The following is a 22,727-nucleotide window of genomic DNA, read 5'->3' as shown; positions in this document are numbered from 1 at the left end:
CCGGAGTCAAATAAAGCCGAAACAGCATGAGCCTTGTTTCGGTTTTTTTGTGGCTGGCCGTTTCAGTACATCTGGAATGTATTTCGGGCGCTTCTTGGTTGCATCTGGAAAGAAGCTCTGTCTGCTGGCAGTTGATGTGCCCAACAGAGGGTTTGGGCGTCTTGAAGTGATCCTGGCAGGATCTGTATGCCCGACCTTTCTCGTCCCCACGTCAGGTACTCAAGCACCTGACTTTCTGGGCTGGAATGCAACAAGCCGACCATCTTGCGATGATCGGCTTGTTGAGGAATTTGTGGTGCCCAGGAGAGGACTCGAACCTCCACACCCGAAGGCACATGGACCTGAACCATGCGCGTCTACCAATTCCGCCACCTGGGCTTTGATCAAGGCCGTTGCCCGTCTCAAGCATTAAATTATAAGACGAAATTTCCAAATAAAGCAAGTATCTTCCATTCAATAAATTTCATTTTATTTATTGTTGATTGTTATTCTCATTATCATTAAACTATATCATGCGATATAGCATAAGAGTATAGACATGAAATTCAACACAATGGATGTCGAGCGCATGTTGCTGGACATGGGCCAAGGCCGAAAGTACTCCGCTCGGGCCATGCAGCTCATGCTGATGGTTCTGCTCAAAGAGGGCAGTACTCACGGTTATCAGTTGATTCGCCGCTTTGCGCAGCTTAGCCAGAACAGCTATGTGCCCAGCGCGGGCGCGGTGTATCCCGCCCTGGCGTATTGCGCCACGCAAGGCTGGGTGCTGATCGAAGAAGAAGGTCGTCGCAAGATGTATAGCCTGACCAAGGAAGGTCAAACGTATCTGGAAGAGCAAAAGGAAAAGTGCGATTACCTGATGCAATCCCTGACCTATCGCGGGCGCAAGCTGGTGTGGATACGGCAAATGCTGGCCGAGCACAACAGCGACGAGGATTTGAAGGCCGCACAGGAGCAAACAGGCTGGTTGCCAGAATTTGTCCAGGTACGCCACAGCCTGAAGCAGGCCATGTTTGAACAATCAACAGCCAGTCTGGAACGACAGGCTGAGGTGGTGGCCATTCTGGAAAAAGCCATCGCCGAAATACGGAACTTGCCCAAGGAGTCTTAAGAATGCAGTCCGAACAATTAACGCAGAAAGTTGCTCATACCTTGAAGTTGCGTTTGCTGACCGTTAAGAAGCGACGCGAACTGGGGCCTGATATGGTGCGCATCACCCTGGAAGGCTCGGATCTGGAGGGTTTTTATACCCCCGGCTTTGACGATCATGTCAAATTGATTTTCCCGGACCCGATCACCAAAGAATTGCGGCTGCCCCAAATGGGCGATCGTGGCATGGTCTTTGCCGCCGGACAGGAAAAGCCCCCCATCCGCGACTACACCCCTCGAGAGTTCCGTGAACAGGAACTTGAGATGGATATTGATTTTGTGGTCCACGGTGAGGGCCCGGCATGCCAATGGGCCATGCACGCCAAAGAGGGTGACAAGCTGGGCGTGGCCGGTCCGCGTGGATCCTTCCTGGTCAGCAAGGATCTGGATTGGCAAATCCTGATTGGCGACGAAACCGCTGTGCCGGCCATGGCGCGACGAGTGAAAGAACTGCCTTCCAATGTGAAGGTGCAGGTGTACGTGCTGGCACGCAATCTGCTGACCGTGGGGGCGATGGAAGCGCCGGATCACGTCACCGTGAACTGGATTCCTTCGCTGGCGGGTCTGAATGGCATTCTGGATGCACTGCGTGCCGCACCCCAGTTGAGCGGTACCGGCTATGTATGGGTTGCCGCGGAGTATTCCATTGCTCAAAGCCTGCGCGAGTACTGGGTGCAAGACCGCGGTCTGGATAAAGGCGCGATTCGGGCCAGCAGCTACTGGCGTCAAGGCGATCAGGGCGAGGATGCCCCACGTCTGGACTAAGCGGCTTTTTGCTGAGGGTAGGGCTGGGCGCGCAAGCGTCCGCCTACTTTCAGGACGGGCTGCAAATCCGTATCCAGCACAGTGTCGGGATGAGCCAGACGGTGTTCGTCAATCAGACGGGCAATCGCATCCATGTTCAGCAACAAGGTGCTGTCAATATCGTGCTGGAAGCGGGCCCAATAGCCACCGCGACAACTGGAACCCAGCCAGCGCGGCTCGTAATGCCCGACCGTATCCGCATGCGATTCGCACACAACGGCCAGCCGGGAACAACCGGGGCGCAGGACAATGCGGTAGCTGTGCTGTTCTAAAGTCAGGTGATAACAAAACGGTACAGACATGAAACACTCCTGTTTAGCTCTTGGAAGGGAGTTCCGGGTGAGCAAGTTGGATTAAAAGACCCTTTGCCTGACGCCAGTCAGACATAAAAAAACCCGCTGGCAGCGGGTTCGTATCTTGATGATCCCATTGATTGCCAGATGGCCATATCTTGAATCCACCTTGTGCGGGTACACAGGTTGGCATGGGTTGCCCCAACTCTTGATATAGCAATAAGCATAAAAGCGTTTCTTATGAAGTGCAAGGGCCGCGCTTATTTCTGTTGGGTATGAGAAATACAGAAATAGTTTGCACTATTTAAAATTCGTGCTATAGTTATCTTCTGTCTTGCAGAGATGGGTTGAAAAACAAATCCAGCAGTCAGAGCCCAGGTGGCGGAATTGGTAGACGCGCATGGTTCAGGTCCATGTGCCTTCGGGTGTGGAGGTTCGAGTCCTCTCCTGGGCACCAAATTCCCAAAAAGCCGATCATCGCAAGATGGTCGGCTTTTTGTTTTATGCGTTCGGAATGATGAAAGGTCGGTCATTGAAAAGTGATCGACCTTTTTTATTGATTGCAGCCTGCGCCGCCTTGTGCACCTCGCTTTTTTGCAACTCCATGAACCAGCAGTTGCATGAGATCCTGCCTGTAGCTGGGCAAAACACCTGTCTGTCCTTGCGCCGCAACATTGGCCTGACTGTGTTCTGCGTTTTGCCTCGGCGATCTCATGGGATTGATTGCCTTGACCGGTTAGACTGTGGCGCCCAGCTATTCCCTGGTTATGGCAGTGGTGCTGAGTATCGTGGCGTTGCTGGCAGTCAGCGGCAAGTCAGGCTTTTTTCTACGGTGGCTTCCTGTCTCTTGCCGTATTTATAAGATGTATTTAATATATATCTTTACGGGCGGTGGCTCTCTCTCAACTGCCTCACCTCATGTTAAAGGGATCAAAAATGCAAGTTGGAATGCTGAAACTGGCGGGTCTGCGACATCCGGAATGTGCCGATAAAGTAGCCATTGCCTTGGCGGCTATCGAAGGCGTGCAAGCGGCAGATGCCTCGTTCGAAAACGCAAAGGCATCGGTCCGTTTTGATGAAACCCAGGTCTCGCTGGAAGACCTGCATGCTGCTGTGGAGCAGGCAGGCTATCAAATCGCCAAACCTGCCCATGGTGAAGACGGGGCATGTTGTGGTGGCTGCGGCGGTTAAACCTACGGCATCCTGAAGCTGAAAACCGATTGTGGAAATACAGTCGGTTTTTTTGTGGCTGCACAAAGCAGGGGTGGGGTCAGGCGTGGGTGTTGTGCTTTGAGCGTGTCGCCTTGGCTCCACCGGTGCTTGTTCCGAGACGCATTCACAGGCTTGTAAAGAAAGCAGCCGATCATGCGGTGATGAGTCTTTATGTGGAAATAGCGGTGTTCAAAAAAGAAGAGAGTCGTATTGCTACTCGGTTTTTGTCACAGCCAAATTTAATCGCATTGCTGCTGAAGGATAATAAATGTGTGGAGCCACAAAATAAAAAAGGTCGATCATTGAGAAATGATCGGCCTTTCGGAATTTTGGTGCCCAGAAGAGGGCTTGGTCACACTGGCGCGACCCCGGTCGGGCTTGCATGCCCGACCTTTCTCGTCCCCACGCCAGGTGCTCAAGCGCCTGACTTCCTGGGCTGGAATGCAAAAAGCCGACCATCTTGCGATGATCGGCTTTTTGGGAATTTGGTGCCCAGGAGAGGACTCGAACCTCCACACCCGAAGGCACATGGACCTGAACCATGCGCGTCTACCAATTCCGCCACCTGGGCATATCGTTGTATGCTTATGGTTGTGCCAAAAGCTTTTAACGACTTTGCTGCGTGAACAGCAAAGAAAAAAGATTATAGGCATACTTTATTAATAATGGAAGTGTCCTTTTGAATAAAAAACATCAAGGCAGTACTGAGGACCGTATTCAATCAACGGGCCGTTATGAGTTGCCGCCTGACTTCGACCCTGATACCCCGACGCGGGAAGTGATCTTGGCGGGGCTGCGCGAGGATGCAGACGGCCTGACCATGCAGGCTCTGGCGAAAAAGCTGGGCCTGGGCAAAGAAATTACGGTGGGGTTTGAGCGGCGTGTGCGCGCAATGGAGCGCGATGGTCAGTTGCTGATTTCCCCCGAAGGTAAAATTCGCAAAAATAGCCAGGCCGGTTTTATCGCGGGCAAAGTGTTGGGCCATCGCGACGGCTTTGGTTTCCTGCAGCGCGACGACGGGCAGCCTGATCTGTTCCTGTCGCCACGGGAAATGGCCAAAGTGTTGCACGGCGACCACGTTATGGTTCGCATCGTCGGTGAATACCGCGGCAAGCCAGATGCTTCGATCGTAGAAGTTACCGCGCGTCATACCAGTAAGCTGGTGGGCCGTTTCTTGCGTGAGCGTGGCACGTTTATCGTGGTGCCTGAAGATCAGCGTATCAAGCACGATATCCTGATTCCGGGTGGAGATCAGGGTGAGGCCGAGCCCGGCCAGGTCGTGACGGTAGAGATCACTCAGCAGCCTGAGCGCCATCGCCAGCCCTTGGGGCGTGTCATTGAAGTGCTGGGGGAAATTGATGATCCCGGCATGGAAATCGAAATTGCCGTGCGCAAGTTTGAAGTGCCGGTCGATTTTTCCGAGAAGGCGCTCAAGCAGGCAGCTCGCATTCCCGCCAAGGTCAAGCCATCGGAATACAAAGGCCGCGTTGATTTGCGCGATGTGCCTTTTATCACCATTGACGGTGAAGACGCACGGGACTTTGACGATGCGGTGTATTGCGAACGTGTGGATATTGGCACGGGCAAACGCTCACGCTGGGCGTGGCGATTGCTGGTGGCGATTGCTGACGTTAGCCATTACGTGCGTTCCGGCGATGCCCTGGACGAGGACGCTCTGGAGCGGGGCACCAGCGTGTATTTCCCGCGCCGTGTGATCCCCATGCTGCCTGAAAGTTTGTCCAACGGGATCTGTTCTTTGAACCCGTCGGTAGATCGTCTGGTCATGGTGTGCGATATGATCATCTTGGCCGATGGCGCTAAATCCGGCACCGTATCGGCCTATCAGTTTTATGAAGCGGTCATTCATTCACACGCACGCACCACGTATTCCGATATCTGGAGCGCCCTGCAGCAGCCGACCGGCCCGGCGGCCGCTCAGATTCAGCATGTGCTCGAACCTGTACAGAACCTGTACTCCTTGTATCGCCTGTTGGCCGAGCAGCGTACTGCACGAGGTGCCATTGATTTTGATACGGTTGAAACCAAAATCGTGTGTAACCCCTTGGGTCGTATCGAGCGTATCGAACCCTTGATCCGTAACGACGCGCACAAGCTGATCGAAGAGTGCATGTTGGCCGCTAATACGTGTGCTGCCGACTTTATTGCGCGTAGCCGTCGCAACGGTTTGTACCGGGTACATGAGGGCCCAACGCCGCCCAAACTGGAAGCCCTGCGTGAATATTTACGTAGCTTGGGTCTGACTTTGGAAGGGGGCGACGAGCCGACTTCTGCTGATTACGCCAAAGTGGTGGCCGCCGCTCGTGGTCGTTCCGATTTTGCCATTATTCAGACCATGTGCTTGCGTTCCATGCAGCAGGCCATTTACAGCCCGGAGAAAACGGGGCACTTTGGTCTGGCTTATTCACAATACGCTCACTTCACTTCACCCATTCGCCGTTATCCAGACTTGTTGGTGCACCGCGTCATCAAGGGTATTTTGAAGGGCGAGCGTTACATACCGGCGGTTGCCGAAGAGCCAGGTGATGCCGCCTTGCCCGCCAGCAAGCGCGATTTTGCACGCTGGGAAAAACTGGGTGCCTTGTTGTCGGCGCGCGAACGTCGTGCTGACGAGGCTTCCAAAGATGTGGAGGCCTGGCTCAAGTGTTGGTTTGTTAAAGAGCATGTAGGCGAGGAGTACTCTGGCAAGATCAGCGGCGTGACTAGCTTCGGTCTGTTCGTAACCCTGGATACCTTGTATGTGGAAGGTTTGGTCCATGTCTCCGAGTTGGGCGCGGACTATTTCCAGTACAACGAAACCTCGAACGAGTTGCGTGGTGAGCGCACCGGTCTGCGTTATCGCCTGACTGACGCGGTGCAAGTGCAGGTCGCTCGTGTTGATCTGGAAGCGCGTCGTATCGAGTTCCGCCTGGTCAAGGGTGTGGGCTACAAGGCGGTGAAGGCGGCAGCCGAAGGGGCTGATCCATCCGAGCGTCCCATCAAGAAAGCGGCGTCTACCAAACCGCTGGCCTTGAAGGGCACCACGGCCTCCCAACGACGTGCTTCTCAAAAGCAGGCCGAGCGGGATGAAAAGCGCAGTGCGGAGAAGGCCGCCAAGTCTGCGAAAACGACGCGTAGCCCTAGAGGACGTCGCCGATAGGCGTACAATGCCAAGCCGGGCTTTTTGCCCGGCTTTCTTTATTTGCTCTTATTTCCCCCAAGGATTGTTATGCCTCAGCAGGTTTTGGCCGGTTTCCATGCCGTTATTGCCCGAGTTCGTTTCAGCGCCGCTTCGGTGCGCGAGGTCTATGTAGATCAGACCCGGCGCGATAAACGGATGCTGGCTTTTATCGAGCAGGTGGAACAGGCAGGCTTGAAAGTCATGGCCGTGCCGGTCGAGCGTCTGGATGGTCTGGCCAAAGGCACACGTCACCAGGGTGTGGTGGCATTGGCTCTGGAACAAGAACTGGCCGTTGATGTCAATGAATTGCTGGATGATCTGGAAGAGGCCGGTCAGGTTCCTTTCCTGTTGATTCTGGACGGAGTGACAGACCCCCATAATCTGGGAGCCTGCCTGCGTAGCGCCAACGCAGCGGGTGCTCACGCCGTGATTGCGCCTCGTGACCGCGCTGTGGGGCTGAACGCGACGGTATCACGCGTGGCATGTGGTGCAGCTGAATCGACCCCTTACATTACGGTGACGAACCTGGCCCGTACCATGCGCATGCTGCGCGAGCGTGATGTCTGGTTGGTTGGCACCAGCGATCAGGCTACCCATACCTTCCACCAGATGGATGCCCGCCGTCCCATGGCCTGGGTGATGGGGGCCGAGGGCGAGGGGATGCGCCGTCTGACCCGTGAAACCTGTGACGAGCTGGTTTCTATTCCCATGATGGGCGCGGTAGAAAGCTTGAACGTCAGTGTAGCTAGCGCAGTTTGCCTGTACGAAACCTTGCGCCAACGTAGCCAGCCTTAATTTCTTTTAAGCCTTGTTACTTACTTAATTACTTATTTGTATAAAAAACGGCGGGTTTCATCCGCTGCTTCACCAGATAATAGGTAATTGGCCGTCAGCCGGGCAAAACCCAATCGGTGCTGACGGTATGGACACGCATTATGGGCTTTGAAACGATCATGGAAGAAAACGGCTTTATTACCTCTACCCTGCACTCTGACCGCCGTTTGGGCACGCAGCATGGCGCTATCCATCAGCCATTGCATCCATCGACCGAGTTCGCTTTTCAGGATGCGCGTGAGTTGGCCGCAGTCTTTCAGGGTAAATCCGGCTTTACCTATTCCCGCCAGGGCACACCCACCACGGCGGCGCTGGAAGCCAAGATTACGCGCATGGAAAAAGGGGTGGGCAGCGTCAGCTTTGCAACCGGCATGGCCGCTTTGAGTGCCACCTTGTTTACCTTGCTGCGTCAGGGCGATCACCTGATTGCCAGCAAATATCTGTTCGGCAACACCAACAGCCTCTTGGGTACCTTGCGCGATCTGGGTGTGCAAACCACGCTGGTGGATGCAACTGATCTGGCCCAGGTGCAAGCCGCGCGTCAGCCTAACACGCGCATGGTCTTTCTTGAAACCATTGCCAATCCTGGCACGCAGGTGGCTGATCTGAAAGGGGTAGGGCAGTGGTGTCAGGACGAGGGCTTGTTGTACGTGGTCGATGCCACCTTGTCCTCGCCTTATCTGTCGCCCGGTCGCGATTTCAACGCCTCTTTGGTGATCAATTCGCTGTCCAAACATATTGGTGGTCACGGCAATGCCCTCGGTGGCATGGTGACGGATACCGGTTTGTTTGACTGGACGACCTATCCCAATATTGCCGAGGTGTATCGCAACGGCAATACGCAAAACTGGGGGCTGGTGCAGATCCGTAAAAAGGGTTTGCGCGATATGGGCGGCACCTTGTCGTCCGATGTGGCTCACCGTTTGGCCGTAGGTTCGGAAACCTTGCCGTTGCGTATGGAACGCATCTGTTCCAACGCGCTGGCTTTGGCGCGCCATTTGAAGGCGCATCCCAAGGTGAAACACGTGCAGTATCCTGGCCTGGAAGATCACCCGCAGCACGAGCGTACGGCTCAGTTGTTCGGTAATCGCTTCGGCGGCCTGATGAGCGTGGTGCTGGAAGAGGGTATCGAGATTTTCGACTTCCTGAATCGCCTGAAAGTCTTTGTGTTGGCCACGCACTTGGGTGACAACCGTAGTCTGGTGCTGCCCGTGGCCCACACCATCTACTACGAGATGGGGGCCGAGCAGCGCGCTCTGATGGGCATTGCCGACAATCAACTGCGTATCTCCGTGGGCATCGAAGAGATCATCGACCTGACTTCGGATTTTGATCAGGCGCTGGCCCAATCTTAAACGTTTCATACATCTAGCCATGGTTCAGCCTGGGCTGTATCAGGGCTAGATGCTGCATCGCTTGCTGTAGTTCCCTGCATTCCAGATTCGCATAACCAAACAGCAGATGGCGCGGGTTTGTGCTGTCTACTTCTTGGCTGGCGGCCTGTGCCAAAGGGTAGAGCCGTATGCCATAGCGCAGTGCTGCAGCGGCAACATGGTGGGCATTCGGGCTTTGTGGCGGCAGGCGAAAGGCCAGATGCATACCGGCATTGTGTCCGCTGACCACACCCGTCGTTCCCCACACTTTTTCCAGCCCTTGCAGTAGCGTATTGCGTTGCTCCAGATAACGGCGACGCAGATATTGCAGGTGTCGTGGATAGTCGTACTCATCAAAAAAACGCGCCAGTACAGCTTGCGTTAACCAGGGCGATCCGTTGTTGAGCAAGGCCTTGCGAGCAATAAAATCCTGGCTCAGATGAGCCGGACAGACCATATAGCCCAAGCGCAAGCCAGGGCCCAAGGTTTTGGAAAACGAACCCAGGTAAATCACCTGTCCGGGGCTCATGGCCTTGAGCGGCGCCGGCAAGGCCGGACCATAGCAGAAGTCCCCATCGTAGTCGTCCTCAATGATCAACGCGCCATTGGTGGAGGCCCAGGCCAGTAGCTCCTGTCTGCGACTCACCGTCAGTGTGTGCCCCAAGGGGTATTGATGGGAAGGCGTGACAAATGCCAACTGAATCGCCTTGTCAGGCAATTGATCCGTGCGTAAACCGTGTTGATCTACCGGCACAGGAATACCTTGTGTGCGGTGCCGCCCCAGCAAATGTCTGAAGCCGTTGTAACCGGGAGACTCATACACCGCACAGCTGCTTTCATCCAGGAAATGCGCCGCAATCAGACTCAAGGACTCCTGCGTTCCTGCCGTGATAATGATGTGGTCTGGGTCAGCCAATATGCCCTTGCTGGCAGACAGGTAATCCGCAATTTGCAGCCGCAAACCCCATAGACCTTCAGGTGGCGGATAGTCGACCATGGCAGAGCCTGCGTAACGCAGCAACTGGTTGGACAGATAAATGAACTGGCGTAGCGGAAAAGCATGGACCGAGGGGCGTCCAATCTTGAAATCAAAACGAACGGGTACGCTGGCAGCAGGCACATGCACGCCGCTGGCCAGAGCCGTGCTGGTACGTGGGTTGCGTGAACAGTGGGCCGTCTCCAGCACAAAGTCCGGTGCCTGGCGACTGCGCCCGTTGCGGGTAGGCGTGGCTACAAAAAATCCTCGGCTGGGTTCGCTATGAATCAGATTGGAATCGATCAGCAAGTCATAGGCCCCCATGATCGTATTTTTAGAAACCTGCAACAAAGAAGCCATTCGGTTGATTGAAGGCAGGCGATTGCCTTCTTGCAAACGTCCCGAACAGATCAGGGTTTCGATTTGACGTGCAATTTGGCGTTTATACGGTGGGCTATGGGTATGAGAAAGCGTAATCGGTAAAGAAAACATGGCGGGACCGGAAAAATAATCAAAACCATCAAGGGCGAGCCAAGCCGGGCCACTATAGGCAGCAGCCTCTAGTTTTAACTTGAGTTAGGTCAACATGAATATTCGTTCGTGATAAATTTATCCGGCTTCTTGATCTTCGAACTGGCTCCTTGTCATGGATGTTTTTATCTAGGTAAGAGTATTTAATTTCTCGTAATTACGATATAAAAAAACCATCCCCATTATTTAATCTGTATCCATACCTTCTCAGTGAAAAATAACAATCGTTATAGTTTGTTTGGTCTTGCCCTTTAGCAAGGCAATTGTTGGAGGTAATGGAATGTATAGAAAAATGATGACCCTGGCCTTCCTGTCTACCACTGTCAGTGCGGCTTTGGCGGCCCCGACGCAAGAGCAAGTGCGGGTAGATAACTTGTTTCAGCAAAACTGTGCAGTGTGTCACGCAGCTGATCGGGGAGGGTATATCGCACCAGGCCTGCATCGTGATCGCCTGGTTCAAAGTGAGATTGCCTTGCGCGGCACCATCATGACCGGGATCCCGGATACCTTGATGCCGCCGTTTGTCGGACGCTTGCCCGACGAGGACATTCGCGCACTGGCCAAGATGATCAAGAACGAGCCCGTGGTGGAGCGCAGTTGGGATATGGATCAGATTCGTGCCAGCGTGAAAGTGCTGGTGGATGAATCTACCTTGCCCAGCAAGCCCAATTACGAGATCGACTCTGTCTACGACCTGATGGTCATCATGGCCCGTGGACGCTATGGCCGGGGCGATGGCTCCAATCAGGCACGCGCTGTTTTTATCAATGGCAAGAACAACCAGAAGGTGGGTGAAATTGCCACGGTTGGCGCGCCACACATCATGGAATTCAGTCCTAGCCACGAGCGTTGGGGCTACTTGAAAAGCGATGATGGGCACGTCTACAAAATTGACCTGTACACCTTGCAGATTGTGCGGCAGGCCAAAGTGGGCCTGACAGGGACGGGAATTGCACTGTCCAAAGATGGCAAGTGGTTGGCACTGAGTTCTTTTGTGCCCAACAGTATGGTCATTCTGAACGCCGACACACTGGAGCCGGTGAAGTATCTTGCTCTGGAGGGCGAGGACCCCGATGGCAATTTCATCAAGTCAGCCGGTGGTCCCATCATTGGCAGCCGCATCAATAACAAGTTTGCATTGACCCTGCGTCAGGCCGGGCAGATCTGGATTATTGATCCGGACAAGCCAGAGATGCCTGTCACCAAACTGGCCAAGGTCGGTCGCATGTTACATGACACTTTCCTGACGCCTGATGGCCGCTATTCCATGGTCGCTTCGTACGATGACAACAAATACGTGGCCATCGACTTGAAGGACAACAAGGTGGTGCGTGATATTCCCGCTGGCTGTCAGCCGCATGCAGGCTCGGGGGCGGTTACCGAAGTGAATGGGCGCATGCTGGCTTTCGGTACCAATATGGGCAGTTGCAAGCTGGGTTCTGTCGTTACGGCCTGGGATACCAAGGATTTCTCCGTGGTGAAGCAGATTCCGGTAGCGGGGGCTACGGAATCGCCTGCCGCGCATCCCAATGCACCGTATGTGGCGGTGGACATTATCGACAAGGATAAGCGCGCTTCCTGGATTCAGTTAATCGACAAAAACACCTTGTCGGTGGTGAAAACCCTGGATGTGGGCGGTCATGCCTTCTTTCCCAACTACAACCGCACAGGAGATTACTTGTACGTCAGCTCGGGCTACTGGGGCGACCGTCTGAAAATCTATGACAGCCGTAGCTTGGAGCTGGTAGCCGAGCACAAGATGGAAAGTCCATCAGGCATTTTCTCTCGCGCCCGTACCCGTTGGCTCACCATTGGTCAGCCTGAAACCCAAAAATTTTAAGCAAAGGAACGTCATGAAACAGCTTTTTATGGGTGTGGCTTTGGTTGGTCTTTTAGGCTCAGGTGCAGCGTTGGCTGCGGATAAGCCGGCTGGTTTACAAGGTTCGCATGGGCAGTCGCAACTGTCGGCTCAGGCGTCATCCATGTTGCCTTTATGCGCCTCTTGCCATGGACTGGAAGGTATCAGTACGGAAGGTATGTATCCCAACCTGGCGGGGCAGAAGGTGGAGTATCTGGTCAAGCAGTTGCAGCAGTTCAAATCCCGAGAGCGTAACGATCCCATCATGAGCCCGATGGCTGAACCCCTCAGCCCGGAAATGGTGAATGAACTGGCTGCCTACTTTGCCAGCTTGAAGTAAGTGTGAACTAGGCGCCAGTTCCTACTGGCGCCTTAAGGATGTCGTGCAATGAATGTGTTTCCCTTGTTCTTCAATCTGACTGGTAAAGCCGTTGTCGTTGTGGGTGGAGGTTCGGTGGCCGAACGTAAAGTTCGGCTCTTGCTGCGTGCGGGAGCGCGGGTGACGGTGGTTGCCCCGGAGCAGACCCCCTGGTTGCGGGCCAGTGCGCAAGCGGGGGCGCTAAGCAGCCTGTTTACTGCCTTTGTAGCCGAGCATATACGCGAGGCTTGGCTGGTTATCGCGGCTACCGGACGGCGCGAAATAAACCGTATCGTGGCGCAGGCTGCCGATGCCTTGCATTTGCCCTGTAACGTGGTTGATGACGGGCAACTGTCCACCGTGCAGGTTCCTGCCATGATCGACCGTTCGCCTTTGATGATTGCGGTTTCCTCGGCAGGGTCTGCCCCCGTGCTGGCGCGGCGCATTCGGGAATGGATAGAAAGCGAATTGCCGGAATCAGTAGGGGACCTGGCCGGTTTACTGGCTCGCCGTCGAGTTGATATCAAGCAAGCCTTTCCCGAGGTGCATACTCGTCGCCATTTTTTTGACTACGTGCTTGATAGTCATATTCCCGAGCTTCTGACACAAGGAAAGCCTGTCGAAGCACTGGCAGCTTTTGATGATGCCTTGCAGACGCAGACTCCTCAACTGCATGTTCAGGTCACCATTTTGCCTATCGCGGACTTGGAGGCGGTGGACTTGTTGACCCTGCGTGCCCTACGCAAATTGAATCAGGCAGACTGGGTTCTGTACCTGCCATTGATCCTACCCGCGATTCTGGAAAAAGCGCGCCGTGACGCTCGTTTGATGGCCTTGGATCAGGCAGGTGAGGTCCTGCAGGATACCTTGCTGAATCAGGCGTTTTGGGTGCCGCTATGCCGCTCCTGGGCACCAGGAGAGCGTATCGTCATTGCCTGGAAGTCTTCTTGGGAAGTGCAACCGTTGCTTGATTTGTTAACGCAGCAAGGCTTGAGCTGTGAGTTGGCTTAGGAATGTTGGAGGAATGAAGAGCTAGGTAGCGGGTGCTTGCTACGTTATACGGAGGTGCTTAAGTGAGGCAAGAGTTTTTGCCTCACTTTTTTGTCTCTTGTTTTTGCAGTCTTATGGGCCTGGAGAATGATGCGTTTTGTCAGCATCCACATCCACATCCGCACTGGCATCGGCAGCATCCTCATCGGTGTTTGTATTTGTACCGGTACAGGGTATGCAGGAAATCCGGGGTCCGTCTCTGTCCAGACTGTTATCCGAACCCTGGCTATGTCTGGAGGCTGTATTCGCCTCTCAGTGCTGCTTTACTGTTCTGGACAGTTGCTTTGCATGGTTTCGTGTCCGGGCAGGGAAGGGGATTAGGGTATAGCGAAAAGGGCTCTGACTGGCTTCTTGATTGGGTAGGCTTAGGCTGTAATTTCCTGATTGTTGAGGTAGCAGCCAGGGTCTTCTGCCCATACATGACCTGTGCTTTTTTCTGCTCTGGTGCGCGTGTTGCCATTGCAGATATCCAGGTAGGCACACCCCGCACAGCGTCCCTGTACAGGTCTTGGCCGTTGGCGTAGTCCAACCAGTAAAGGATCTTGATCGTTAGACCAAATCTCTGAGAAAGGCTGTTGCAGCACATTGCCCAAATTGTAGTGCCACCACATGGTGTCGGGGTGTATATTACCTCGGTTGTCGATGTTCGCAATTCCTTGGCCGGAGGCGTTGCCTCCCCATTGACGCAACATATTCAGAATTTTGGGAGCTTGCTCGGGATAGTGGCGTCGTACCCAATGCAGAAAAAAAACACCGTCAGCATCGTTATTGCCTGAGGTGAATTCCTTGGGCTTGCCGGCTTTCTGATGCGCCATACAGGTTGTGAAAAGTTGTTCCATAGCCTGTCGGGTGACGGCGTGATGGCTGGCCAAAGCACGATTGCTTAGGCCTCGACCTGCGTAATTCAGATGGGAGAGATAAAAACGGTCGATTTGTTCCTGGTCCATCACCGCTAGCAGACCATTGAGGTCAACTGCATTTTCTTGAGTCAGAGTAAAGCGTAGACCCACTTTCAAGTGTTTTTCGCGGCACAGTCGCAAACCATGCAAGGAAGCAGCGTAGGCTCCGTTTTCGCCACGAATACGGTCATGCCTGGTTTGCAAGCCATCCAGGGAAATGCCGACATAGTCAAAGCCGCAGTCGGCAATCTGATCAATGTTTCGCTCAGTAATCAAAGTGCCGTTGGACGAGAGTCCTACATACATGCCCAATGCTTTTGCACGTCGGCCCAAGTCGTAAATGTCCGGGCGTAGCAAAGGCTCACCGCCGGACAGAATCAGGGCGCGTACACCGAACTGGTGCAGATCGTCCATGACAGAGCAGGCTTGCTCGTAGCTTAGCTCGCCGGGAAAGTCCTTGTTGGTGGAGGCCGAGTAGCAGTGGCTGCAATGCAGATTACAACGACGTATCAGATTCCAGATCACTACAGGGGCTTTGCTGGCGCGTGTTGGTGCAACAGGGGAGTGCAGGGCAGCGATAAAACGTGATATCCGGAACATGCTCAAGGCCTCCGCAGACGCAGGCCGGTCTTTTTAAGAATGGCCGTGGAAAACAAAATGTCGTGAGCGTGCAAGACACCCGGAAAGTGCTGCGTGATGTCCCTACTGATGCTCTTGGCTTGGGCACAGACTGTGTCATGGTCCGTGCCATGCAACATGGCAAACAAGTTGTATGGCCACGCAGGCAGACGACGCGGGCGACGATAACAATGGCTGACTCCGGCTTGTGAACCTAGCCATGCCCCGACTGTGTCCACGCTATCGTCCGCAATATTCCAGACGCACATGCCATTGGCGACATAGCCTAGGGCGTAGTGATTTGGGATGGCTGCAATCCGTCTTATCAAACCTTGATCCAACATGGTTTGAAACTTCTGTATCACATCGTCTTCGCTGACGCCCAAGTCCTGGGCCAGCTTCAGGTAGGGTTGTGGCTCTATCGCCAGTCCTTGCTGCGAAGCCTGTATCAATGCGGTATAGGCAGGGTTTAAATGCTCCATATCAAAGCTCCAGTTTCAGGCTAAGTGCGTATTCCCGTTCTTTGGGGAAAGCAAGGACAGCTAAGCCGGTTTCGGCTTCGATTGTGGCCAGGCAGGATTCGATGTCTTGTGGCGTCGCCGTGGCCAATACAAACCACATATTCAAGGCGTGAGCGCGTCGGTAGTTATGGGCGACCTCGGGATGGCGGTTCACAACTTTGACAACGCCGTCCCAGCGTTTTTCTGGTACGGACATGGCGGCCAAGCAGTAAGCGCCGCCTAGTGCTTCAATTTGGAAGAGAGGACCAAAGCGGGTCAGGACACCGGATTGGTGCAGGCATTGGACGCGCGCAATCAGGTCGGATTCGTTTAAGGATAGATCAGGCGCCAGTTGTGCAAAGGGGCGGGAGCAGACTGGGAAACCCTCTTGCAAGCGATTGAGAATGTGGCGGTCTGTATCGTCCAATTCGACCGGGGTATGCAGTGTCGTGGTGTGAGTGTCAGTCATGATGAACCGGGCTAAGCAGTGCTCCGCGTTGTTTGAAACAGCGAGTGGAAAACAGTACATCCTGTGGGAACTGGTCCAAGCCTAAACGGCTATTTAGTTCCGCATGGCGTGCCAGTACCTGCGGGCGATCCTTGCCGTGAATCATGCAAAACAGGTTGTGATGCCAATGTGGCGGGTAGGGCTGTCGTTGATAACAAAGCGTGATGTTGTTTTGCTTGGCCAACTCCTTCCCTAGGATGTCGACATGATGTTGGTCTACCGTCCAGACGCACATGGCATTGGCGCTATAGCCCAGCTTGTGATGGCGCAAGACCACGCCAAATCGCCTGAAAATGCCTTGGTCCAGAAAGCTGCGCAGGTGTTGCAGGACTTGTTTCTCGCTTATCTGGACATGTTCTGCCCAAGGCTGGAAGGGTTCGGCTTGTACTTCCAAACCTTGCAGGGAACGCTCCAGGAGTTTGCGTTCGGTGCTACCTAATGCAGGCAGCCTATGGCTGGGTCCCAAGGGGCTGGTGATCTTGGTATGGGCGGCAAGGCTAAATCCCAAGTCAATGTGATAGGCCTGAATCATGGGCAAGGACAGGGGCAACAAGCCGGTGTGTTCAGCGATGTGGTCCAAAGTCGCCTGCCGTGCTTGTTCACTCGCACAGGTAAGCACAAACCAGAGATTGATGGCGTGTTCACGCTCGTAGTTGTGATTCACGGCGGGCAAGGCGTTGATCCAATTTGCAATTTTGTCCAGATCCTTGGCTGGGACATGCATGCCCACTAAGGTGCTGCTCATGCAGGCGGGGTTTAGTACCGGTCCGATACGGCTGATAATACCTTCGCTGCGCCAGCCTTGGAGATAATCCATCACGGCTTGCTCGCTTAGTCCCAATAGCAGCCCCAGCTTGCGGAATGGCCGGGACTCCAAGGGAAATCCGTGTTGCCAGGCATTTAAGAGTTGGAAGGCTGAAGGGGAAAGATCAGAAACCAATGCGAGCACTCCGATGCGTAAAAAACACCCCACTGGGTTGCTGAATCTCCAGGCTCTCCAAACGCTTGAAATTGCGGGTGTCGTACACGCTGACCCGATTATCGTCTCGTGCTGAGATCCAGACAGCCTCGCCCCGTGGAGTGAACTCCATGTGAAGAACGGCTTTGCCTGCGTCCAAGGTCCGAACTACTTCTAAAGTGGCAACATCAATGACCTGTACCTTGTCGTTGTCTGGAAAAGCGAAGTTCACCCAGACCTGACGGCCATCGGGTTGAGCCATCACAAAAACGGGTTGGCCATGAACAGGGATACGCGCTTTTTCTTGCCAATCTACGGTGCCGGCCACTAGCACTTCATGGCGTCCGATAGCAGGCAAAAACAAGTTCTGACCGGCTAGGGACCAGCCACGCAAATGTGGCATTTTGTAGACGGGCAGGGCAGTCTCCCCCTTGCCATAGCCTTGCAATATTTTTCGGACCCCATTTTCAGGGTTCCATAAATCCAGCATGACCAAAGCGTCTTCACCAAACAGGCCGGCAATGTAGTAGCGCCCGTCCGGGGTGACCATGGCATCGTAGGGTTGGCGGCCTGCTGCAAAACGCTGTGTTTTGGGGTGTAAGGGATCGGACAAGTCGGTCAGCCAGATTTCACCTGCCTCGAACAAGGAATAAGCGAATTGCTGATTGGGTAGGTCAGCCAAGCCCACCACTTTGGCGCGTTTGCCGGGGGCGTAATAGGACGGAACTTCACTGATCAAGTCCAGGGTCTTGGCGTCGAAAACCTTGATGCCGCCTGGTTCGTAGTTCTGTACCACAATCAGCTTGCCGTCCTGGGAGATGGCCCCACCTATGGCATTGCCGGACTGCACAATGCGGCGGACTAAAACCTGTTTGATCAGGTCTACTTTGTTCAGTCCGCCATCACGTCCGAATATATAGCCGTACCGCCCATCGCGCGAATAGGTGATATGGGCGTGGGAGAGGTCTCCCAAGCCCTCAATGCGCGCCAAGCGACTGCGGTGACTGGTTTCAATAAGGGCTACGCTGCCAGTGGCGCGCTCTACGATCAGCCCCAGGTCGTTAGTGCCTCGTAGCGAGTTGGCACAGCCGCTTAAAAGGACAAGCAGGCTAAGCGTTAGTAGTGTTTTCATGGCGCTGCCTCCGAGTTCTGGAGAAGAAAATGAGCCAGCCATAAACTTTCTGCTGGCCGCAGAAAGCGGTTCCAGGCAGGCATGGCTGTGCCGGGGCGACCGTGCAGGATGGTCAGGGCAATTTGCTCTGGGCTTTGACCCTGCAAGGCCTCGGCCGTCAAGGCAGGGCCCAGGCCTCCTTTTAAGAGCAAGCCATGACAGGAACCACACTCTTGATGAAGCAGTGTGCGTAAAGAGGTGCGCTGCTCCGAAGTTAATATGGCTTCATTCGCAGTGGCTTCTTGCAGACAAAGAAGGCTGAGCAATACGGGTGGCCCAATCCGGGCTAGAGTCTGCCTGCCGTAGCGAGTTAACGAGAAATGCACGCCACTCACATCAGTGCCCAGGATAATTCGGGTGTGAGCGCATCTTGCGTGTTGGATGTGGGCGCAGGGTAGTCCGGGTGTAGCTGCACCACTTGCCCGATGATCAGCAAGGCGGGAGGGCTAAATGTCTGCGCAAGCTGAGGGAGTGTTTGCAAGGTACCCAAGCCCCATCGCTGGCTTTTCAGCGTGGCATCTTGTGCCAGGGCGATAGGCGTATGGGGGCTACGTCCATGTTGGATCAAGGCCTGGGCGATATGATTGCAGTTGGCCATGGCCATGTAAAACACCAGCGTACAGGTGGGGTCGGACAAAGAGGTCCAGTTCAACTCCAGCCCGTGGTTGTCCCGCAAGTGTCCGGTGATAAAGCGCACACTGCTGGCTAGCCCGCGATGGGTCAAGGGAATGCCTAAAGAAGCCGCACAGCCTGTAGCGGCAGTAATTCCCGGTACAACTTCGGCCTGAACCCCGTGTTGTTGCAGATAGAGTTGCTCTTCGCCACCACGCCCAAAAATAAAGGGATCACCGCCTTTCAAGCGGATAACGCGCTGGTGCGTTGTGCTCAGCGATAGGAGGAGGTCGTTAATGTCGTCCTGCATGCTGGGTTTGCAGGAAGCTACCTTGCCAACATCGTGCAGGGTGGCTTCAGGGTTGATGCAGCTCATGATGGCGCGGCTGACCAAGCGGTCATAGACCACAGCATCTGCATGTTGCAGCAGGTATAAAGCGCGTAGAGTGAGAAGTTCAGGGTCGCCAGGCCCTGCTCCAACTAAATAAACCTTGCCGTGCATCGTTGCGCTCCTTGACGGTAGCAAGTACCGAAATACAGTCAAACCATGCAGAAAATTGTAGAGGGGCAGACCGCTCAGGTATGGGCACAGTTGATGCTCAAGAGAAGGGTGCAGAGCTTTGCTCCAGCTACGTTGACAAGGTGTTATCGGTTGCTAAGTCCGGATCAGGAAAGGGAAATTGGGCTGACAGGGGCTGTGGACAGGGACCCATCCGCCGTTGGAAAAATATTCAAGATCACAGTATCAGCCAGCTAATTTTGAGATGTTGAACGTGCAAATAACATATTTGCGACGGCCTGTTAAGTTTCACAATGCAAATTAGGGAAAGTCCTGCAACTTGTATCAACAGTGAGCAATGATGCGGGTTACAGAGGTTTTTTTGCTTGACACGGGTATTAAACGAAGGCTTAATACGCGGTAGCCAACCGGGGCGACGATGCGCCCGGTAGCCATGGCAAACGGCCGTGCTTCGTTGCTCTTTCGTTTGTCACTATTAAGTCTGACCGCCACAAACTGGTTCCCGCTGGGGGCCCGTAAAATAATTTTCAGGGGTATTTTCTCAATGAATAAAACCGAGCTTATCGAATTCATTTCCACCAAAGCCGATCTGTCCAAAGCTGACGCTGGTCGTGCACTGGATGCGTTTATCGATGCCGTGACCACCACGCTGAAAGAAAAAGATACGGTTACTCTGGTTGGTTTTGGCACCTTCGCTGTGTCGGAACGCGCTGCCCGTTCGGGTCGTAACCCACGTACCGGTGAAACCATCGAGATCGAAGGCGCAAACGTGCCTAAGTTCCGTCCCGGTAAGGCTCTGAAAGACGCTGTGAATTAATTTTTAAATTAATTTACGCAAAAGACTTGCAAAAAGAATTCTTTGGTCCTATAATTCTTTTTCTTCACAAGAAGAACAGCATCACTGAAATGGGTGCTTAGCTCAGCTGGTAGAGCGGCGCCCTTACAAGGCGTAGGTCGGGGGTTCGAACCCCTCAGCACCCACCATTTCTTTTGCTAGTCGAATCAAGCACTTAGGTAAAACTAAGTGCTTTTTTTGTGCCTGTTTAGCTCGCTTTTTGGATAGCCTCAACCAACCAGGATTGGCTTGCTACCAACTCAACTACGCCCTGCATTGAAGCCTGTCTAAGCTTAGATGGCGTGCTGGGAAAATGTAATGGCTTGTAAACAGATCCGCACAAACGGCACCTGGGAATATGTATTCAAAAAATCCGGGTTACTGGAAAAACCTGTCCATATGACCTTCGTCTCTGAGCAAGGGGGCGATGAGTATGCCCAGCGGTTTGATGTCCTTTGCGGGATTGGGGCATCATTTCTTCAGCGCATCAGCCAGACGGCCGCATCCTGACGATTAATGCTTTGGACAGAGAGTGCCAATCGGAAACCCATCCATCCCCGAAGGATGTCGCAGCACAACGCACGATTGTGCGCATGCATGACGATTGGCCGTTGGTCAGGATGACTGTCGGCTGGGTAGATAATTGGATCATCAGAAATGAAAAGGGTGGGGCTGCTGCGCCAGCTACCATTCGTGCCCGCATAGGGGGCACGTTGCACCGACTGGGGAGTGAGAAAAGGTTACGTCCAGTTTTCTGATCATCCACAGCGTCTCGTTACTGGATGGGTACGCATATCAAGCAGGATGCTGCGCTGTCGGGTGGCGGATGTGTTGATATGGGGCAGGACCGTAGGCTTGAGCGCGGTGAGTACGAAAGGAAACTGGCGATCATTCAAGAGGGCCGACTTCCGCGAACAAGGACTGATCTGCCGTATCCGCCAGCTTTGGAGTGCATTTTCATGCGACGGTGAAGTGGTTGGCATGCTAAATTACGCAGCCCCCCCTCCAGTTGGGGGAGGCCCGCAATAAGTCAGGATGAAATGGCAAACGAATACAACTTAATGCTTGTGATCGGCGCTGGGCTCAGTCTTATAGCTGCCCTGCTGCATGTTGGGGTGATCATTGTTGGGCCTTCCTGGTATCAACTGTTTGGCGCAGGCGACCGCTTTGTGCGTGCGGCCCAGGCTGGCCGCTGGTTTCCTGCGGTGTTTACAGCAGGGATCGCCCTAGTGCTTGTGGCATGGGCAGCATACGCACTGTCCGCTGCTGGCGTGATCGGACACCTTCCCATGCTGCGACCTGCATTGATCGTGATTACCTCGATCTACTTGCTGCGCGGTTTGCTTGGGCCATTGGCCCTGGCGGGTACCGGCCGAAGTCGCCGGTTCATCATGATCAGTTCAGCGGTCTGTTTGGTTTACGGGCTGGTGCATTTGTTTGGGCTGGTGCAAGTGTGGGGCTCTCTAGTCTAAATGGTTGTGTGCCGGGTTAAGCATCAGGCGGCTATTTAACCGACCCGCGACCTTAAGCACGTAGACTCCGCCAGCTTCAACACTCTGGCACTCCACATCGACAAAAAAACCCCGTCATTGATGGTGGGAGACATATTGTTGCGGCTATCAGTCAGTCCCCTGATGCGGTACGGGCTCACACTACCCACTTTTTCACGCACCCACTGCTCAAGCACATTTACGTGTTGAAAGAGTTGCACGGGGAGGCCGGCTTCCCGGCCACGGCCCTTAGAGGTAGTGGGGGAGATATTCCGGCCATACGTATGCTGGGAGCGGTGCGCAACTGATTGCAGTTGTCAGCTTCCCAGATTCGGCGGCAAGCCAGCCAGGGAAGGCGGCATTCAGTCGTTCAACACGCTCCTCACCAATGCGCTTTTGACCTGTCTTTCTTCCAGGGGAGAGCATGCGAGAGACGTAGCTGGGGTCAACGTCAATTCGTGCATTACCTGCGAGTAAGTGACCTATAGGTATTCAGATATGAACACAGTGCTCATGGATATCGACGTATAGCAGGGCGCAAAGTCATGAGGCCGAATATCGAGCCCCCTTCCTATGCTTCGTTGATGATTCGCGCAGGTGTGGCGTCGGTTTAATTTGTAACGGCGCTATCTATACCTGCAAATAGCGTCCATAGAGTGTCCAGGGACATTTTTCCCCTGATTAATTAGGACATACATTGAAAACAGAAATTGGTGTCGTGAAGTGGTTCACTCACGAAAAAGGCTTCGGCTTCATCATGCCCGAAAGTGACGGTAAAGACCTCTTCGCACACCACAGTGAAATTCAGGGTGCTGGGTTTAAATCTCTTGAAGAGAACCAACGAGTTTCGTTCGTTGCAGGCGTAGGCCAGAAAGGCCCGTGCGCTACCCAGATCCCGATCATTTGATCCTCTGCTTGCCTGATTGGGCAAGCGTTGCGTTGATCAATAAAGCCGGGCCCTTTGAAACATTGGGTTCGGCTTTTTCAATTCTACTTATCC

At 53.9% G+C, this 22,727-nt stretch carries 22 protein-coding genes, 4 tRNA genes and 1 riboswitch; of the genes, 15 read left to right on the top strand and 11 right to left on the bottom strand.

Annotated features, from left to right (window positions below; all coding sequences use genetic code 11):
• Positions 1-293 precede the first annotated feature (293 nt).
• Positions 294-378 (bottom strand) — tRNA-Leu (locus ACDI13_RS01315).
• 160 nt (positions 379-538) lie between these two features.
• Between ACDI13_RS01315 and ACDI13_RS01310 the strand changes: the two genes are divergently transcribed.
• A complete protein-coding gene (locus ACDI13_RS01310) occupies positions 539-1,111 on the top strand; it encodes a PadR family transcriptional regulator (protein WP_261780308.1) in 573 nt (190 codons plus the stop codon).
• Between the two features lie 2 nt (positions 1,112-1,113).
• Positions 1,114-1,914 (top strand): siderophore-interacting protein, encoded by an 801-nt coding sequence (locus ACDI13_RS01305; RefSeq protein WP_316989420.1) that lies wholly within the window; start codon positions 1,114-1,116, stop codon positions 1,912-1,914.
• Here ACDI13_RS01305 and ACDI13_RS01300 read toward each other — a convergent pair.
• Positions 1,911-2,255, bottom strand: coding sequence for a hypothetical protein (locus ACDI13_RS01300; protein ID WP_210938394.1), 345 nt, complete (start codon positions 2,253-2,255; stop codon positions 1,911-1,913). The two genes, ACDI13_RS01305 and ACDI13_RS01300, sit on opposite strands and share 4 nt — an antisense overlap.
• Positions 2,256-2,372: 117 nt before the next feature.
• Positions 2,373-2,466, bottom strand: a riboswitch (SAM-I-IV-variant riboswitch).
• A gap of 152 nt (positions 2,467-2,618) precedes the next feature.
• Between ACDI13_RS01300 and ACDI13_RS01295 the strand changes: the two genes are divergently transcribed.
• A tRNA-Leu gene (locus tag ACDI13_RS01295) sits at positions 2,619-2,703 on the top strand.
• A 479-nt stretch (positions 2,704-3,182) separates the two neighbouring features.
• Positions 3,183-3,437 (top strand): heavy-metal-associated domain-containing protein, encoded by a 255-nt coding sequence (locus tag ACDI13_RS01290; RefSeq protein WP_316989421.1) that lies wholly within the window; start codon positions 3,183-3,185, stop codon positions 3,435-3,437.
• Between the two features lie 507 nt (positions 3,438-3,944).
• Here ACDI13_RS01290 and ACDI13_RS01285 read toward each other — a convergent pair.
• A tRNA-Leu gene (locus tag ACDI13_RS01285) sits at positions 3,945-4,029 on the bottom strand.
• Between the two features lie 108 nt (positions 4,030-4,137).
• Between ACDI13_RS01285 and rnr the strand changes: the two genes are divergently transcribed.
• The 3 genes from rnr to ACDI13_RS01270 all read left to right on the top strand — a co-directional run bounded on the left by rnr (position 4,138) and on the right by ACDI13_RS01270 (position 8,825).
• Positions 4,138-6,615, top strand: a complete 2,478-nt coding sequence (gene rnr, locus ACDI13_RS01280) for a ribonuclease R (RefSeq protein WP_316989422.1) — start codon at positions 4,138-4,140, stop codon at positions 6,613-6,615.
• A 69-nt stretch (positions 6,616-6,684) separates the two neighbouring features.
• Complete coding sequence (gene rlmB, locus ACDI13_RS01275; protein WP_316989423.1) at positions 6,685-7,431, top strand: 23S rRNA (guanosine(2251)-2'-O)-methyltransferase RlmB; 747 nt, start codon at positions 6,685-6,687, stop codon at positions 7,429-7,431.
• 158 nt (positions 7,432-7,589) lie between these two features.
• Positions 7,590-8,825, top strand: coding sequence for a cystathionine gamma-synthase family protein (locus tag ACDI13_RS01270; RefSeq protein ID WP_316989436.1), 1,236 nt, complete (start codon positions 7,590-7,592; stop codon positions 8,823-8,825).
• 13 nt (positions 8,826-8,838) lie between these two features.
• Here ACDI13_RS01270 and ACDI13_RS01265 read toward each other — a convergent pair whose 3' ends face one another.
• Positions 8,839-10,311, bottom strand: a complete 1,473-nt coding sequence (locus tag ACDI13_RS01265) for a PLP-dependent aminotransferase family protein (protein ID WP_316989424.1) — start codon at positions 10,309-10,311, stop codon at positions 8,839-8,841.
• A gap of 319 nt (positions 10,312-10,630) precedes the next feature.
• Here ACDI13_RS01265 and ACDI13_RS01260 point away from each other — a divergent pair, with 319 nt between their 5' ends.
• From ACDI13_RS01260 to ACDI13_RS01250, 3 genes are read left to right on the top strand one after another with little or no spacing between them, the layout of a single operon-like run.
• Positions 10,631-12,190 carry a cytochrome D1 domain-containing protein gene (locus tag ACDI13_RS01260; protein ID WP_316989425.1) on the top strand — a complete coding sequence of 520 codons (1,560 nt, stop codon included), beginning with the start codon at positions 10,631-10,633 and terminating at the stop codon, positions 12,188-12,190.
• Between the two features lie 13 nt (positions 12,191-12,203).
• Complete coding sequence (locus ACDI13_RS01255) at positions 12,204-12,548, top strand: c-type cytochrome (RefSeq protein ID WP_316989426.1); 345 nt, start codon at positions 12,204-12,206, stop codon at positions 12,546-12,548.
• Positions 12,549-12,596: 48 nt separating this feature from the next.
• Positions 12,597-13,577 carry an NAD(P)-dependent oxidoreductase gene (locus ACDI13_RS01250; RefSeq protein WP_316989427.1) on the top strand — a complete coding sequence of 327 codons (981 nt, stop codon included), beginning with the start codon at positions 12,597-12,599 and terminating at the stop codon, positions 13,575-13,577.
• Between the two features lie 404 nt (positions 13,578-13,981).
• Here ACDI13_RS01250 and nirJ read toward each other — a convergent pair whose 3' ends face one another.
• The 7 genes from nirJ to cobA form a co-directional block, all read right to left on the bottom strand.
• The gene (gene nirJ / locus ACDI13_RS01245) at positions 13,982-15,115 is read right to left on the bottom strand and encodes a heme d1 biosynthesis radical SAM protein NirJ (protein ID WP_316989428.1); all 1,134 of its coding nucleotides are present in this window, start codon (positions 15,113-15,115) and stop codon (positions 13,982-13,984) included.
• A 2-nt stretch (positions 15,116-15,117) separates the two neighbouring features.
• Positions 15,118-15,615, bottom strand: a complete 498-nt coding sequence (locus ACDI13_RS01240) for an Lrp/AsnC family transcriptional regulator (protein WP_316989429.1) — start codon at positions 15,613-15,615, stop codon at positions 15,118-15,120.
• Between the two features lies 1 nt (position 15,616).
• Complete coding sequence (locus tag ACDI13_RS01235) at positions 15,617-16,102, bottom strand: AsnC family transcriptional regulator (RefSeq protein ID WP_316989430.1); 486 nt, start codon at positions 16,100-16,102, stop codon at positions 15,617-15,619.
• On the bottom strand, positions 16,095-17,018 hold the full coding sequence (locus ACDI13_RS01230) for an Lrp/AsnC family transcriptional regulator (protein WP_316989431.1): 924 nt from the start codon (positions 17,016-17,018) through the stop codon (positions 16,095-16,097). The genes ACDI13_RS01235 and ACDI13_RS01230 overlap by 8 nt, the downstream gene beginning before the upstream one ends.
• Before the next feature lie 52 nt (positions 17,019-17,070).
• Positions 17,071-18,231 (bottom strand): cytochrome D1 domain-containing protein, encoded by a 1,161-nt coding sequence (locus ACDI13_RS01225; RefSeq protein ID WP_316989432.1) that lies wholly within the window; start codon positions 18,229-18,231, stop codon positions 17,071-17,073.
• Entirely contained in the window at positions 18,228-18,422 is a 195-nt protein-coding gene (locus ACDI13_RS01220) for a cytochrome c (RefSeq protein WP_372372617.1), read from the bottom strand. The genes ACDI13_RS01225 and ACDI13_RS01220 overlap by 4 nt, the downstream gene beginning before the upstream one ends.
• Before the next feature lie 179 nt (positions 18,423-18,601).
• A complete protein-coding gene (gene cobA / locus ACDI13_RS01215) occupies positions 18,602-19,384 on the bottom strand; it encodes a uroporphyrinogen-III C-methyltransferase (RefSeq protein ID WP_316989434.1) in 783 nt (260 codons plus the stop codon).
• A 562-nt stretch (positions 19,385-19,946) separates the two neighbouring features.
• On the opposite strand from cobA, the gene ACDI13_RS01210 reads away from it, so the two are divergent.
• The 5 genes from ACDI13_RS01210 to ACDI13_RS01190 all read left to right on the top strand — a co-directional run bounded on the left by ACDI13_RS01210 (position 19,947) and on the right by ACDI13_RS01190 (position 22,634).
• A complete protein-coding gene (locus tag ACDI13_RS01210; protein ID WP_003799450.1) occupies positions 19,947-20,219 on the top strand; it encodes an HU family DNA-binding protein in 273 nt (90 codons plus the stop codon).
• A 91-nt stretch (positions 20,220-20,310) separates the two neighbouring features.
• A tRNA-Val gene (locus ACDI13_RS01205) sits at positions 20,311-20,386 on the top strand.
• Positions 20,387-20,555: 169 nt separating this feature from the next.
• Complete coding sequence (locus tag ACDI13_RS01200) at positions 20,556-20,747, top strand: hypothetical protein (protein WP_316989347.1); 192 nt, start codon at positions 20,556-20,558, stop codon at positions 20,745-20,747.
• A 605-nt stretch (positions 20,748-21,352) separates the two neighbouring features.
• Positions 21,353-21,709, top strand: coding sequence for a hypothetical protein (locus tag ACDI13_RS01195; RefSeq protein WP_372372616.1), 357 nt, complete (start codon positions 21,353-21,355; stop codon positions 21,707-21,709).
• Positions 21,710-22,424: 715 nt separating this feature from the next.
• On the top strand, positions 22,425-22,634 hold the full coding sequence (locus tag ACDI13_RS01190; RefSeq protein WP_316989349.1) for a cold-shock protein: 210 nt from the start codon (positions 22,425-22,427) through the stop codon (positions 22,632-22,634).
• Positions 22,635-22,727: the final 93 nt, after the last annotated feature.

This window comes from Alcaligenes faecalis (assembly GCF_041521385.1).
GTDB classification, from domain to species: Bacteria; Pseudomonadota; Gammaproteobacteria; order Burkholderiales; family Burkholderiaceae_B; genus Alcaligenes; species Alcaligenes faecalis_E.
Note: the sequence above shows the minus strand (reverse complement) of the source record. Positions and strands in the feature narration are given on the sequence as shown.

What these genes read in the sequence shown, in the direction of transcription:
- ACDI13_RS01310 (WP_261780308.1), top strand. Translation starts at nt 539, where the DNA reads ATGAAATTCAACACAATGGATGTCGAGCGCATGTTGCTGGACATGGGC.
- ACDI13_RS01305 (WP_316989420.1), top strand. Translation starts at nt 1,114, where the DNA reads ATGCAGTCCGAACAATTAACGCAGAAAGTTGCTCATACCTTGAAGTTG.
- ACDI13_RS01300 (WP_210938394.1), bottom strand. Translation starts at nt 2,255, where the DNA reads ATGTCTGTACCGTTTTGTTATCACCTGACTTTAGAACAGCACAGCTAC.
- ACDI13_RS01290 (WP_316989421.1), top strand. Translation starts at nt 3,183, where the DNA reads ATGCAAGTTGGAATGCTGAAACTGGCGGGTCTGCGACATCCGGAATGT.
- rlmB (WP_316989423.1), top strand. Translation starts at nt 6,685, where the DNA reads ATGCCTCAGCAGGTTTTGGCCGGTTTCCATGCCGTTATTGCCCGAGTT.
- ACDI13_RS01270 (WP_316989436.1), top strand. Translation starts at nt 7,590, where the DNA reads ATGGAAGAAAACGGCTTTATTACCTCTACCCTGCACTCTGACCGCCGT.
- ACDI13_RS01265 (WP_316989424.1), bottom strand. Translation starts at nt 10,311, where the DNA reads ATGTTTTCTTTACCGATTACGCTTTCTCATACCCATAGCCCACCGTAT.
- ACDI13_RS01260 (WP_316989425.1), top strand. Translation starts at nt 10,631, where the DNA reads ATGTATAGAAAAATGATGACCCTGGCCTTCCTGTCTACCACTGTCAGT.
- ACDI13_RS01255 (WP_316989426.1), top strand. Translation starts at nt 12,204, where the DNA reads ATGAAACAGCTTTTTATGGGTGTGGCTTTGGTTGGTCTTTTAGGCTCA.
- ACDI13_RS01250 (WP_316989427.1), top strand. Translation starts at nt 12,597, where the DNA reads ATGAATGTGTTTCCCTTGTTCTTCAATCTGACTGGTAAAGCCGTTGTC.
- nirJ (WP_316989428.1), bottom strand. Translation starts at nt 15,115, where the DNA reads ATGTTCCGGATATCACGTTTTATCGCTGCCCTGCACTCCCCTGTTGCA.
- ACDI13_RS01240 (WP_316989429.1), bottom strand. Translation starts at nt 15,615, where the DNA reads ATGGAGCATTTAAACCCTGCCTATACCGCATTGATACAGGCTTCGCAG.
- ACDI13_RS01235 (WP_316989430.1), bottom strand. Translation starts at nt 16,102, where the DNA reads ATGACTGACACTCACACCACGACACTGCATACCCCGGTCGAATTGGAC.
- ACDI13_RS01225 (WP_316989432.1), bottom strand. Translation starts at nt 18,231, where the DNA reads ATGAAAACACTACTAACGCTTAGCCTGCTTGTCCTTTTAAGCGGCTGT.
- cobA (WP_316989434.1), bottom strand. Translation starts at nt 19,384, where the DNA reads ATGCACGGCAAGGTTTATTTAGTTGGAGCAGGGCCTGGCGACCCTGAA.
- ACDI13_RS01210 (WP_003799450.1), top strand. Translation starts at nt 19,947, where the DNA reads ATGAATAAAACCGAGCTTATCGAATTCATTTCCACCAAAGCCGATCTG.
- ACDI13_RS01200 (WP_316989347.1), top strand. Translation starts at nt 20,556, where the DNA reads ATGGCTTGTAAACAGATCCGCACAAACGGCACCTGGGAATATGTATTC.